The following is a 13682-nucleotide window of genomic DNA, read 5'->3' as shown; positions in this document are numbered from 1 at the left end:
CGCGCAAGCGAACGTGAACGTGGCCACCTTCACCGATCCGGGCGGGGTTGAGAGCACGGCCGACTATAGCGCCACGATCTTGTGGGGCGACGGCAACACGTCGCCCGGCGCCATCAGCGTTTCCAACGGCGTGTTTACCGTGAGCGGCACGAACACCTACGCCGAAGAAGGCGCTTACACCGCCACGGTCACCATCGCCCACGACGCCGCGGCGTCGGTCGTCGTCAAGCCGCAAGCCACGGTTAGCGATGCGGCATTGCACGCAACCGCCGCCGCCATCAACGCGACTCAGGGTTCCAACTTCAACCAGACGGTTGCCACGCTCACGGATGACGATCCGGCGGGTACCAATACCGATTACACGGCGACGATCGATTGGGGTGACAAGACGGCACTGACCACCGTCACGGGAGCAAACATTACGGAGTCGAACAACGTGTTCAGCGTGCCGAGCGGCCACGACTATGCGTCGCCGGCGACGTATACGCTGACGGTCGTCATCAGCGACGCGGGCGGCGCGACGACGACGCTGACCGAGACGGCGACCGTCGCGGCCGCCTCGCTTGCCGCCACAGCCTCGCCCGTCAGCGCGACGGAAGGAAACACATTCAGCGGGAACGTCGCGACATTCACCGATGCCGATCTGAACGCCAAACCGAGCGTCTACAGCGCCACGATCTTGTGGGGTGACGGCAACACCTCGCCCGGCAACGTGAGCGGTCCCGACACGAACGGCGTGTTTACCGTCAGCGGCACCGACACCTACACCGAGGAGGGAAACTACACGCTTTCGGTGGTGATCAACGACACCGCTGATGGCGCGTCGGCGACGGTCGCCCCGGTAGCCACAGTGACCGATCCTAGCGTCGCCGCCACGGCGGTGGCCATCGCCGCCACCGAAGGCGCCTCGGCGAACGTGAACGTGGCCACTTTTACCGATCCGGGCGGGGCCGAGAGCACGGCCGGCTATAGCGCCACGATCTTGTGGGGCGACGGCAACACCTCGCCCGGCGCCATCAGCGTTTCCGACGGCGTGTTTACCGTGAGCGGCACGAACACCTACGCCGAAGAAGGGACCTTTACCGCCACGGTCACCATCGCCCACGACGCCGCGGCCGCGGTCGTCGTCAAGCCGCAAGCCACGGTTAGCGACCCGAGCGTCGCCGCCACGGCGGTGGCCATCGCCGCCGCTGAAGGCGCGCAAGCGAACGTGAACGTGGCCACTTTTACCGATCCGGGCGGGGCCGAGAGCACGGCCGGCTATAGCGCCACGATCTTGTGGGGCGACGGCAACACGTCGCCCGGCGCCATCAGCGTTTCCGACGGCGTGTTTACCGTCAGCGGCACGAACACCTACGCCGAAGAAGGCACCTACACGGCCACCGTGACCATCGCGCACGACAGCGCCGCCTCCGTGATCGTCAAGCCGGTGGTCACGGTAAGCGACGCGGCGCTCAGCGCGACGGGCTCGAACGTGACGACGACGGAGGGGCACACGGTGAGCTGGACGGCGGCCACGTTCACCGACGCCGACCCGGCCGGCACGGCGGGCGATTACACGGCCACCATCGACTGGGGCGACAACACCGCCATGACCACGATTACCGGGGCGCAGCTTACCGGCAGCGGTCCCGGCGCGCCGGGATTTGGCGTGCCCGCCATCCACGACTACGCCGAGGAAGGCAGCTTCACGCTCACGGTCGTCATCAGCGACGCGGGCGGAGCGACGACGACCGTCAAGCCGGTCGCGACGGTCAATGACGCCGCGCTCAGCGCCACGGCCACCAACGTGACCGCGACGGAGGGAACGACGTTCGGCGCCACGGTGGCCACGTTCACCGACGGCGACCCCGGCGGCACGGCCAGCGACTATACCGCCACCATCGACTGGGGCGACGGCACCACGGCCACGGCGATGCCGCAAATCACCGGCAGCGGCACGTTCGGCGTGCCCGGTAGCCACGTTTATGCGGAAGAAGGGACGTATACGATGTCGGTGGTCATCAGCGACGCGGCGGCGACGGCCACGGTGCATCCGGTGGCCACGGTGAGCGATCCGAGCGTCAGCCCCAGTTCGGTGTCGATCTCGGCGACGGCAGGCACGCCGGCCACGGTCACCGTGGCGACGTTCACCGATCCGGGCGGAGCGGAGGACGCGCTGACCGATTACAGCGCGACCATCGTGTGGGGCGACGGCCACACGTCGGCCGGCACGATCGGCGGGCCGGACTCCAGCGGCGTGTTCACCGTCAGCGGCACGAACACCTACGCCGACGCCGGCACGTTCACGGCCAGCGTGACCATCAAGCACGACGCCGCACTGGCCGCGACGGTGTCCGACACGGCCACCGTCGTCAGCGCCGGGCCGACGAACGTGACGTCGGACGTGTCGGTGACTCGCACCGGCGTCCGTTACGACATGTTCCGTCACATCTTCATCCAAACGATCACGATCAAGAACACGAGCGGCAACACTCTAACTGGCCCGTTGGCCCTGGTGCTGACCAACCTCTCCAGCGATGCCACGCTGGCCAATGAGAGCGGCACCTTTAACGGGAATCCCTATATCAATCTTGCAGCCGGCATGCTACCTCCCGGCGGCAGCGTGAGCGTCGTGCTTTCATTCAAAGATCCGACCCTTGGCCAGTTCAGTTACGGCACCCAGGTCTGGCAGAACCTATGAGCATGCGTGGCACGACTGACCATTTTAGCCTTTGTAACCCACAAAATCGTTGACTTGGACATCACCGCGGCTTACGCTGGAGCGTAATCCATAATGAGGACATACACGATGAGAAGAATTGTATTTCGAGCGATCGCCGCGCTGGGGCTGGTCTGGTCGACGGCGCTCGCCGCCCGCGCCGACGTGGTCTATTCGGTGACCTTGGACACCAGCGCTCTGCTGGCCAACAACCCCGCCGACGCGCCGTTTTTGGTTGACTTCCAGCTCAACGACAATTCCGGCGACGTCAACAACAACACGGCCACGATCAGTGACTTCATGCTCGGCGGCGGATCGCTCGACGACACGATGATCGGCACCTCTGGACAGGTCACCGGCAACCTGGATAGCAGTGCCCCGCTGATCATCGGCGACGCCGGTACTCTCGACGACTTCAATCAGGTGTTCACGCCGGGCGCCCAGATCAGCTTTATGCTCGACCTGACGACCAACAATGTGACCACCGCCGAGATGACCACGCCCGACGAATTCAGTTTCACGGTGTTTTCCGACATCAATAGTTTCGCTCCTGATACGTCGGCGATTTTATCGATTGACATTACCGGCTACCCCCCGACCGTGTCCACCGACACTGGCGGCACCGTGAGCGGTCAATCGCAACCGTTCGCTCCCGTCTTACAAAGCCCGTCGGGCGCCGTCCCCGAGCCGTCGACGCTGTCACTTATGGCGTTCGGGCTCGTCGGGCTGGCTGTCGGCCGCCGTCGGCAACGCCAAGCCGGCCACAAAGGCGGCGCGGGGCCGGTAGTTCAGGTCCGTTGAAATCAACCGCGGGGCCGATTGCCATTCTTGTCCGTCAAATTGAAGGCGGAATGCGCGGACTGCGAAGTTGCTTCTACGTCGCGCGGCCCAAAATGCGGCTCATCATCCGCCCGCCTGATCGCGCAGAAATAGGAGCGTACCATGGTTTCCCAGTCCCGTAGGGACGTTAGAGTATAGCCGTGGGCGCGAGTCCACGGAGGAGGGACGCCAACGATCCGCGCAGCCGCGTAGCGGCGACAGAGCGCGTGGTGCGATGCCTCTGTCGCCGCTACGCGGCTTGCCTAATCTACCGCATCGGTACCGTGGGCTCGCGCCCACGGCTAAATTATCTCGCCGCTACGCGGCTGACGCGCGAGGAATCGAACAACGCCAGCGGCCGACAGAGTTACATCGCGTCGCGTGGGCGAGTACGCTATTCAGAGCGGCCGTCGAAGCGTGGTTTATAGGTCTCCATTTCCAGGAGGCGAAGCATGCCATCCTGCGCGACTTCTATCGGCAGGATCCGGCGAGTTGGCCTTGGGAACTGTCTGAAGCACCAGCGGCGGCGGAACCGATGAAAGACCGCGAAACAACTAATCCCGCGAGTTGATTCATGCAGTCTACGGCGACCTGGCCACTCGGAATTCGAACGGTGCGCTTTCGAGTTCCTCTTCGTCGCCGCGGGCCATGCCGATCGACGAAAGCTTGAAGGCCAGGCTCAATGGCTGGCTGGTCAACTCGTCGATCTTCAGCCCCACCCCAGGGATGTCGGACGTCTCCAGTAGCTCAACCATGATCGTCTCGGAGCGGCCGAGGGCCGGTTGAGGACGTTTGCCGATGGCCACGATAAAAGGCGGAAGCACGTAGGGAACATTGGGACCGAAGGTTACCGAAAAAGCGCCAGACACTTCCTCGGCTCTCTTGTGGGCAGGCCCCCACCTCCATGGCAACTTCATGGCGTTGGAATCACGCAAGTCGATGTCGAGATCAAGTTTTTCGAGGATTTCCGTCCGCGGCATGGCGGAACTAATCGGCGCCTTTCCGATGTTGCGGAGAAACAAGCTTACCGTAATGACCTCGCCGGACCGATAGGTTTCTTTCTTCGGTTGAATCCGCCAGCCAAGCTGTGCCCGTTCGGCGGGGCGGCCCCACACGATGTCGGCGTCTTTCGCGTCCGACGGCGTGGAGACTTCGTCCGTTTGCGTTCCGGGAGCCATTGCTTCCCCGGGCAACGGCGTCGTCAGCACTTGGATGTCGGTCATGCGGACCTTGCCCGGCCCATCAAACACCAGGTTCAGCTTCACGAGGTCGGCGAACTGGTCTTTCTGCAGGAAGGCCGGGATTTCGATGGTCATCCAATCGTTGCTGCCGCGCACTTTCTGGTCGAGGCCGCGGGAAAAGAACTCGCCGAGTCCAGCGACATGCGTCCACATTTCGGGGTAGGCGCTCGAAGGGACGTCGTCGGCCTTAACGCGGAAACGGTAGAGGATGACCGCTTGATCGATCCGCTCCAGGGGCACCTCGAACAGGCGCACCGGCCCGGCCTCGGCGGCCGTCACTTCCAGCTCTTCGCCGACCCATTTCGCACCGGCCGAGATGGGTTTGTCGCTGGGACGAAGAGCCTGCACGACTTTTGGCGCAACCGCCGGTGTTTCGGTTCCTTTCTTTGGCTGACCGCGATCCTTCCTATCGGCCAGTACCAGCGGCGTCAGGTCGAGCGTCCGCTCCTCTCTGGGAGCAAGGTCCACTGTCTGACGCACGCTGCGCTTGCGGTCGCCGTGGCTATAGATGACGGTGATCGTGTGCGGCCCGGCCGGCACAAGCCGTTCGATGGGGCTGATTTCGATCGGACCGGACGAGGCGCCGTCGATTTGGACGTCGACGATCGGCAGGTCTTCGTCGAACGTCATCGTCAAATGGCTTGCCGCGGCCTGCCAGGCTTGTGCGTACTGCTGCGCCTGGTGGGTTTGAAACTTGGGCACGATCAACCCGATGGCAACCAGAACAGGCACCAGCAGCACCAACGACAACAGCGCGACGACGAGCCAACCCGCCAGCTTCCAGGGTTGTGCGCTCAGAGAAGGCATGTGGAGCTGAGTCTTTGGCAAATCTTCCTTACGGGATGTCGTCGACGAGCGGCTAATGGATCCCAACCATGAACCGGCCGAGGCGCTGATCGCCCTTTCTCCTGCAACAGCGCGTGCCTGACCGCGGTAGCGCCAGGCGGCATAAACTGCCAATGCGTTTGCGGCGACGATCAGCCAATCGGGAAAACCGGGCTCGAAGCCGTGGCGGAATAATTCATCGTGGCCAATTCCGGCCGCCACCAAGAACGCAATGATCCCGACCGCCACAAAGATGGCCGAAAGCGTTGCTGATGCCCTCCGCCTGCCTCGAACTTGTGAGAACAGCAGCATCGCCGCAACCACAACCGCCGACATGAACCACCAACCTTCGTTACGTCCGGCGCGCATCGGCACCAGTCGGCCAAACCAATATCCAGCGAGTCCCGATAACGCGACGATTAGCCAGGCAGGTGCCCAAAGTGGGGCGTCGACCAGTTGGCTGGAAGTCGTTGGAGCGTGAACCACTGCGGGCGCCGACTGCCCGGCTTGCAGCCGCGCCAAGGCGTCGCCCAGCAGCTTTGCCACTTCCCCGGCGGTCTGAATCCGCTGGTTCGGATCTTTGGCCAAAAGTCGATCGATGGTGGCGGCCAGCCACTCGGGCACCTGCGGGTCGATCTCGCGCAGCGGCTGCGGAGCGTCGTGGCAGAGCTTCTTGACGATGGCGGCCATGCTGTCGGCGCGAAACGGAGGCTGGCCGGCGCACATCGCATAGAGCACGCAACCGAGACTGAACAGGTCGCTGCGCTGATCGACGCGCTGGCCCGACGCCTGTTCGGGCGACATGTATTGCGGAGTGCCGGAGATTTCTCCCGGCCGCGTGATGGTCACGTCGTCGGCCGCGCGGGCCAGGCCGAAATCGGTGATCTTCACCCGCTCGACGCCGTTTTCCAGCAGAATGTTGGCCGGCTTCACGTCGCGATGGATCAGGCCTTGCTTGTGTGCGGCGGCCAGGCCCTCGGCGATCTGCGTGCCGATGCGCAACACCTCGGCCAGCTTGAGCGTGCCCGTGCGTTCGATCTTGTCTTGCAACGAGCAGCCGTCGATGCACTCCATCACCAGATAGGGCCACTCGTCTTCATCGACGGCGTGAATGGTGACGACGTGCGGGTGCGTGACGGCCGCAGCCGCTTGTGCCTCGCGCAAGAAGCGGCGCCGCGCGGTGGGCTGCGCCGCCAGCTCGGGCGCCAGCACTTTGACGGCGACGATGCGGTTGAGCTTGGCGTCGAATGCCCGCAGCACGATGCCCATGCCGCCGCGGCCGATCAGCTCGCGGACCTGATAGGGGCCGATCGTGCCCAGCGAGTCCGGCTGGTCGCTGGGCCGCAGCAGGCCGCGGGGGATGCCGCGCTCGTCAACCTCGGCCGTGGCTGAACCGGCCGCCGCGGTGACGGGCGGATTTCGCCAATCGCCGGCCGGCTGCTGCAAAAAGCTGCCCGCGTCGTCATAGGCACGTAGCAAGGCTTCGACTCGTGTCCGCAGTTCGGCGTTTTCCTGGCAAGCCGCGTCGAGGAAATCGTTGCGCGGCTGGCCGGCCTCTTTGCTCAGGGCCTCGATGAAGATGCCTTCGACCGATTGCGGATCGAGCGTTTGGGCCGCGACGCCGCTGGGCGATGGGGACGAGGGGTTGGGTTCGTTCGACATGGTATGGCTTTCCGAGTGTGCGCGTAGCATGCATCTTGTAGGGTGGGACCAGCGAGCTTGCGAGCGCCGGCCCACCCTACCAATCCATGCGACGTTTTCCAGCCGCGCGCCTCATCGCAATCCTATTTTACCGCCGACCGATGTAAATTGCGAAATCACGGCTTCGACCGATATGCCGCCCCGAAGGCCGCCCTCTTCACTGCCGGCACGTGCCGCGCATCCTCTTGCCATTCAGCGTGTTAAGGCGTGTGGAGGGCGAGCGGCAACCGCGCGCCCGAAATCGCTTCGCCGCGTTGCATCCCGGCCTGGCGAAAGCAATTCCACGTCGCCAAAAATTCTTTGTCGCGCCAGTTGACATGTGAACTGACAGTCAGTATACATGAAACTATAAGTGTAGTATGTTCACAATGTTCACGTTAGAAGGAGTCGAGTCATGTCCGAAACATGCGATCTGGTGGTGTTGGCGTTGGATCACATCCGTCTCGACGGCGGGACGCAAATCCGCGAGGCGATCGACGAGGATGTCGTCGGCGACTACGCGGCGCTGATGGACAATCAGGTCTACTTGCCGCCGCTGTGGGTCTTTCACGACGGCGAGAACTACTGGCTGGTCGATGGCTTTCACCGCTGGCACGCGCTGAAGAAGAACCGCCGCACCGAGGCGCTGTGCCAGGTCCGCAGCGGTTCGCATCGCGACGCGCTGCTGGCCGCCGTGCGCGCCAATCACACGCACGGGCTGCGCCGCACGAATGCCGACAAACGCCGCGCCGTCGAAATCCTGCTGGCCGACGCGGATTGGACTACGAAGGGCCTCCGCTGGATCGCCGAAATGGCCGGCGTCAGCCACCAGTTTGTGTCGTCAATTCGATGTCAGGTGTCAACCGTTGACACGTCTCAAAAGGGGGGTCTTGCCGGGCCGGCGGTAATACAAGGCAGGGACGGCAAATTTTATCCGCAGCGGGCCGCCAACCGCCAACAAACCGGCCATACCGATGCCGCGGTCGATCGCGTGGAGGCGGCCTTGCAGTCGGCGTCGGCCTTCGACGTCTGTCTGGCTCGGCTCAACGACGCCGCCCGCCTCGGCGAGAAGTTGGCCCGTGGCCCCGGCGGCGGCTATTTTGCTCCGCAGCTCGAGCTTTATCAGGACCAGTTGAAACGGACCGAGCAACTGCTCGACGACGCCAAGCCCGGCGCCCGCTGCGATCAATGCGGCGGCGCCGGCTGCGCGGCGTGCCGCGAGTTGGGTTACGTCTGCGCCGCGCCGCGAGCCCGCATTCAGTCAAGCGTGGCGGCGATCGCGGGCTAGCCGGCCTGAACAGCTTTCCGTACATCGCACCCGGCGCATAGACGGCGTTGAAGACCTGCATCCAGTCGTCAGTTGCCTCAGCAACTTTCCGAGCATAAGACAACAGTTCGCGGCTTTTCACCAACAAGGTGCGCGATTTGTTCGCGGACGTTGACTTTCTCGTCACGTTCGAGCTCTTTTTCATATTGCCCTTGCCTTGATGCGTCGGCCCAAGTTATGATACCAGATATAGTATCATTGTTAAGACCTCATGTCTCCTTTTGTCTCCGACTCGTCGTCGCGCAAGCGGTCGAAGAGCCAGGCCCGCGCGTAGGCCCAATGCCGCGCGGCAGTGGCCCGAGAAATGCCCAAGACGTCGGCGGCTTCCTGCTCGCTCAAACCGGCAAAGAAACGGAGCTTCACCAGTTCCGCCTTTTGCGGATCTTCGGCCGCCAACCGATCGAGCGCCTCGTCCAGCGTCAGCAGATCGACCGAGGGCTCTTCAATCGGTATTTCATCGGCGTCGAGCTCGACTCGGTGTTGACCCCCGCCGTGACGCAGGCGTCGCTTGCGTCGTGCCCGTTCGACCAGAATCCGCCGCATGGCTTCGGCCGCGGCGGCGAAAAAGTGCCGGCGATTGTCCCACGAATCCGCGCCGCCCGCCACCAGCCGCAGATAGGCTTCGTGAACCAAGGCCGTGGCTTGCAACGTCTGCCCCGGCCGCTCGTGGGCCAATTGCGCCGCCGCCACACGGCGCAGCTCCTCGTAGACCAGCGGCAACAGTTTCTCGGCGGCTTGCGGCTCGCCCGCCGACAAGGCCGCCAGAACTTGGGTGACTTCGCGATTTGGATCGTGACGTTCGGCCATGGACGCATTCTATTGTATCTTCGAGGCCGTTTACCTATACCGCCGTTTGCAGTACGCCTGGCCTAATGGCCGCGTGGCCCCCACGACCATTGAGCTGCCGGTCGTCGCGCCGCAACCGAAAGGCGACAAAGCGCCGCAGCCGAAAGCCGACGAAAAGTGAGTGTTACGGCAGCCCCCCGAGCGCGCTGGGATCGTGATGGACGAACGCCTCGGCCAGCTTGTAGCCGCTTTCCATCCCGCGAAACTGGTGCATCTTTTCGTGATACTGCGGATAGAAGCCGGTGGCCGCGTGCTGGCTTTCGTGGGCCAGGCAGGCAGCCCGCTTGCGCGGCTCGGTGGCGGTGATGTCGACGTAGTGCGTGGGGCGGAAGCACTGCGTCTGCCCGCCGAGATCGACCTCGAAGTAATAAAGACTGAATCTACGGCCCGTGTTGAGCCAGGCGTCGAAAAGCAAAAGCGAACAAGCGCGGTGGTCGCGGTGCGTGTCGACCGGCCAGTGCGTGAACACGACGTCGGGTTTTTCGGCGGCGATCAGCTTGCGAAAGGCGTCGTAGCGCTGGGGCGAGACTTCCGTGGCGCCGTCGATCTGGCCGGCAAAGAGCGGTCGAGCGCCGAGAAGGCGGCAGGCTTTCTCCGCCTCCGCGGTGCGAATGGCCGCCGCCTCCTGCTGCGATTTGCCTTTGATGCCCGCCTCGCCGCGCGTCAAATAGACGACTACCACCTCGTGGCCCAAGTCGGCATAGCGGGCGATCGTGCCCGCGCAGCCCGATTCGGGATCGTCGGGATGCGCGCCGGCCACCAGCACCTTCAGTTTTCGACTCGGCGACTGCTCCGCGCCGTGAGCGGCAGCCGCCTGGACCCCGCCCGCCAGCAGCGCCGAACCGGCCAGTAATTGGCGACGAGACAGCGGTTCCATGATACGGGCCACTCCGGGGTGTCCGAATGATTATCGAGGCACGCCGCGCGCCGATCAAGCACTGATGGCCGTCATCACAAATCGTTGCGGCACGAGGGGGGCAGGTAGGTCTGGCAACTCGGGCAAAGCTGGTAGGCGGCCGTAACTCGCGTGCGGCAACGGGGACAACTTCGTCCAGGCGCCGGGGCCGCCGCGGAAGGCCCGGCGGGGCGCGTAATCACCGAGCGGTCGGTCGGCGCATCGCCCAACACGGCCAGAATCGACGTGTCCGAAACCGGGTGTGGCTTGAGCGTGACTTTCGTCTGGCACTTGGGGCAGATGCCCTCCTTACCGGTATGCTTGGGGTCGAAACGCAACTTGTGGCCGTTCGGACAGCGCACTTTGAACGTCATGGCGTATACCTCCGATTGGTTTTGAAAAGCCCCGGGGGATACGATGATTCGTGATGAGACCAGCTTGAGGTCGCTATCGCGACCGGGACCGAAGGCAGAACGACAAGGCGGGAATGATTTCAGGCGGGAAGTTCTCTCGAACTCTAAATAAAGAGAATAGCTGCGAACGCCGCCGGGTTCAAGGCCGGACTGGAAACCACGGAGAGCCGCATCGCGTGGGACCCTGAACCGGGGTTGCCATCGCGGGCCAGAGCGATTATCACGCAAGGGAGCAGTCTTTGTCCCGGCCACGAACGAGAGAGGAAAACATGAGCGACCACAGCTTTGGCGGCCGCGTAGCGCATTTCGTTCACCGAAACTTTCTTTGGTTTCTCATCGGCTCGTATGCCGTGGCGACGTTCTTTCCCGCGCTTGGGCTCTGGTTGCGCGATGTCTCGGTGGGCCAACTCGCGCTCGGAGGCGGCGGCCCCACGCGCATTTCGCTGAGCATGTTGATGCTGTCCTTCCTGCTGCTCAACGCCGGCCTCGGCGTCGAGCCGAGCCAGTTGACAAAGCTCTTTCAAAAGCCGTTGACGCTGTTGAGCGGACTCGCCGCCAACCTGCTGATCCCCATCGCCTTCATCTTCTGCGTCACCCAGGTGATGCGGCTGTGGCATAATGCCGACGAGGTGCAGAACATCCTCGTCGGGCTGGCGCTTGTCGCTTCCATGCCGATCGCCGGCTCTTCCACCGCCTGGTCGCAGAACGCCAACGGCAACATGGCCCTTAGCCTGGGCCTGGTGCTCTTCTCGACCCTGCTGAGCCCATTGGCGACCCCGGTGGCTTTGCACGCCGTGGGCCTGATGACCACCGGCGATTATTCCGAAGATCTGCACGAGCTGGCTTCGGGCGGCACCAACGCCTTCCTGGCCGTCAGCGTCATCCTGCCGTCGATCCTGGGCATTGTTTTGCACCTGCTGCTCGGCAAAGCTCGCGTGCTGGCAGCCAAGCCCTACCTGAAGCTCGGCAACTTCCTGGTGTTGTTCCTGCTGATCTACTCGAACGCCTCAATCTCGCTGCCCCAGGCGGTCGGCCACCCCGATTACGATTTTTTGGCCGTGATGCTCGTCATCGCCATGGGACTTTGCAGCGTCGCGTTTTCCGCAGGCTGGGCGATCTCTCGCTTGCTCCGAGTCGGACCTGGCGAACAAACGTCGCTGATGTTCGGCCTAGGCATGAACAACAACGGCACCGGCCTGGTGCTGGCCTCGATGGCGCTGGCCGATCATCCCCAGGCGATGCTGCCCATCATCTTTTACAACCTCGTGCAGCACCTGGTCGCTGGCGGAGTCGACCGGCTCGTTCTGCGCGAGCGCCCCGAGGCGCCCGCGGACCCAGCAGCGCTGCTCCCGGCGGCGGGTTCTCGGCCATCGGCAGCGGTGACACGATGAACCGCTTGCCTGCTCGCCGACGACTACGAGTGGACCGGCGGTGGCCGCCGGTCCGCGATATTCGTGGCCTGCCATCATCCCGCCTTCATCCGCAGATCGCGGCCATCCGCCTCGTCCGGCAACTTGAGCGTGGTGGCGGGCGGAATGCGGCGCTCGGCCACGATGCCCCGCGTGCTGCCCTCGAAAAACTGGGCGAAGTGACTGGCGGGACCGGTTGAGTACTCGCTCCGCAGACGGTCGAGAATCTGCTGCCAACGCAAGCCGCTGCGATAAATCAAGCGATAGGCCGCCTTGAGCTGGCCGATGTCGTCGTTGCTGAGGCCGTTGCGACGCAGACCCACGGTGTTCAAACCGACCACAAAGCCGCTGTTGCCGTCGATCGTCACATAGGGCGGCACGTCTTTGACGACGCGGGCCAGGCCGCCCACCATGGCATAGCCGCCCACGCGGCAAAACTGGTGTACGGCCACGCTGCCGGAGATGTAAGCCCGGTCTTCCACCAGCACGTGCCCGGCCAGCATCGAGTTGTTGGCGAAAATCGTGTTGCTGCCCACCTGGCAGTCGTGGGCGATGTGTACGCCCGCCATCAGCAGGTTGTTGGAGCCAACCACCGTCACGTTGTGCTCGTGCAGGGCGCGGTGGATCGTGCAATGCTCGCGGATGGTGTTGTTGGGGCCGATGGCCAGCGTGCCGATGCGGGGGGGCGTCCGCAGGTGTTGCGGCAGACCACCGAGCACCGCGCCTTCGCAGACGTGGTTCTTGGGGCCGAGGGTCGTGCCCCGCTTCACCACCACATGGCTTTCCAGCACGCACTCGTCGCCGATGACGACGCCTCCCTCCACGACCGAGAAGGGACCGATGGCAACGTCGCGACCGATTTCCGCCGTCGGATCGATCACGGCCAGGGGATGAATATGCACCGCAAGCACCTCACACCAGAGGCTGTCCCGGCTGCCACAACGGCCTTGAACCCACAGGTTCCCTCGCGCGGGTTAGCGAGGCGAAGTCGCCGCGGCGCCGGTCCGGCGGCGAGGCGACTTCCAAGTTTGTCTATCGGCCGGGCGTCACAATCAATTCAACCGAACTTGCCGCTTTCACCGCTCCCGCCGACCTAAACCGGCGGACCGGGCAAAATGGGCCGACCCTCGTCGCCCGCCGCCGAGGGCTGCTACACTAACGGGAGCAAATTCGATAGATTACTCAGTTTGGATAAGGAGGAGACACGACGTGCCCACGAACGAAGAGCTTTATAGCGAAGCAGAGCGACTTAAGGATAGCGGAGATTTGGAGGCGACGGCCAAGAAATTGGAGGAGCTGCTGGCGCTGGATGAGCGCTATGCGCTGGCCCATTCGGCCCTGGCCGTGATTTACGGCCGGATCCGCCGCCACGACGAGGCGATCCAGCACGCCCTCCGGGTCTGCGAGCTGGAGCCGAAGGACGCCTTCAGCTTCACGGCGCTGAGCGTCACCTTTCAGCGCGCCGGCCGCATTCCCGAAGCGGAAGAAGCCATGGCCCGTGCCCGGATGATGCAGGGGCATTGACG

At 63.9% G+C, this 13682-nt stretch carries 11 protein-coding genes; 6 read left to right on the top strand and 5 right to left on the bottom strand.

All coding sequences use genetic code 11. The features are described from left to right. Positions 1-2683, top strand: a 2683-nt coding sequence (locus VNH11_05470; protein ID HVA45819.1) for a hypothetical protein, incomplete at its 5' end; no start/stop codon positions are given. Positions 2684-2776: 93 nt separating this feature from the next. Continuing rightward, entirely contained in the window at positions 2777-3502 is a 726-nt protein-coding gene (locus tag VNH11_05465; protein HVA45818.1) for an NF038129 family PEP-CTERM protein, read from the top strand. A 599-nt stretch (positions 3503-4101) separates the two neighbouring features. Here the strand turns inward: VNH11_05465 and VNH11_05460 are convergent. Further along, positions 4102-7248 carry a serine/threonine-protein kinase gene (locus VNH11_05460; GenBank protein ID HVA45817.1) on the bottom strand — a complete coding sequence of 1049 codons (3147 nt, stop codon included), beginning with the start codon at positions 7246-7248 and terminating at the stop codon, positions 4102-4104. A gap of 433 nt (positions 7249-7681) precedes the next feature. On the opposite strand from VNH11_05460, the gene VNH11_05455 reads away from it, so the two are divergent. Beyond that, positions 7682-8554: a ParB N-terminal domain-containing protein gene (locus VNH11_05455; GenBank protein HVA45816.1), complete on the top strand. Its 873-nt coding sequence runs from the start codon at positions 7682-7684 to the stop codon at positions 8552-8554. A gap of 240 nt (positions 8555-8794) precedes the next feature. Here the strand turns inward: VNH11_05455 and VNH11_05450 are convergent, their stop codons facing one another. After that, positions 8795-9400 (bottom strand): sigma-70 family RNA polymerase sigma factor, encoded by a 606-nt coding sequence (locus tag VNH11_05450; protein ID HVA45815.1) that lies wholly within the window; start codon positions 9398-9400, stop codon positions 8795-8797. Here VNH11_05450 and VNH11_05445 point away from each other — a divergent pair. Beyond that, a complete protein-coding gene (locus tag VNH11_05445) occupies positions 9399-9560 on the top strand; it encodes a hypothetical protein (protein ID HVA45814.1) in 162 nt (53 codons plus the stop codon). The two genes, VNH11_05450 and VNH11_05445, sit on opposite strands and share 2 nt — an antisense overlap. 3 nt (positions 9561-9563) lie before the next feature. On the opposite strand, the gene VNH11_05440 is transcribed toward VNH11_05445, so the two are convergent. Next, positions 9564-10316, bottom strand: a complete 753-nt coding sequence (locus VNH11_05440; protein HVA45813.1) for a PIG-L deacetylase family protein — start codon at positions 10314-10316, stop codon at positions 9564-9566. Between the two features lie 74 nt (positions 10317-10390). Continuing rightward, positions 10391-10708 (bottom strand): hypothetical protein, encoded by a 318-nt coding sequence (locus tag VNH11_05435; GenBank protein ID HVA45812.1) that lies wholly within the window; start codon positions 10706-10708, stop codon positions 10391-10393. Positions 10709-11016: 308 nt separating this feature from the next. Here VNH11_05435 and VNH11_05430 point away from each other — a divergent pair, with 308 nt between their 5' ends. Further along, complete coding sequence (locus VNH11_05430) at positions 11017-12138, top strand: bile acid:sodium symporter (protein HVA45811.1); 1122 nt, start codon at positions 11017-11019, stop codon at positions 12136-12138. A gap of 74 nt (positions 12139-12212) precedes the next feature. On the opposite strand, the gene lpxA is transcribed toward VNH11_05430, so the two are convergent. Next, positions 12213-13058, bottom strand: coding sequence for an acyl-ACP--UDP-N-acetylglucosamine O-acyltransferase (gene lpxA / locus VNH11_05425; protein ID HVA45810.1), 846 nt, complete (start codon positions 13056-13058; stop codon positions 12213-12215). Between the two features lie 307 nt (positions 13059-13365). Here lpxA and VNH11_05420 point away from each other — a divergent pair, with 307 nt between their 5' ends. Next, complete coding sequence (locus VNH11_05420) at positions 13366-13680, top strand: scaffolding protein (protein HVA45809.1); 315 nt, start codon at positions 13366-13368, stop codon at positions 13678-13680. The last annotated feature ends 2 nt before the right edge of the window (positions 13681-13682 follow it).

Source organism: Pirellulales bacterium (assembly GCA_035533075.1).
Lineage (GTDB): Bacteria > Planctomycetota > Planctomycetia > Pirellulales > JAICIG01 > DASSFG01.
Note: the sequence above shows the minus strand (reverse complement) of the source record. Positions and strands in the feature narration are given on the sequence as shown.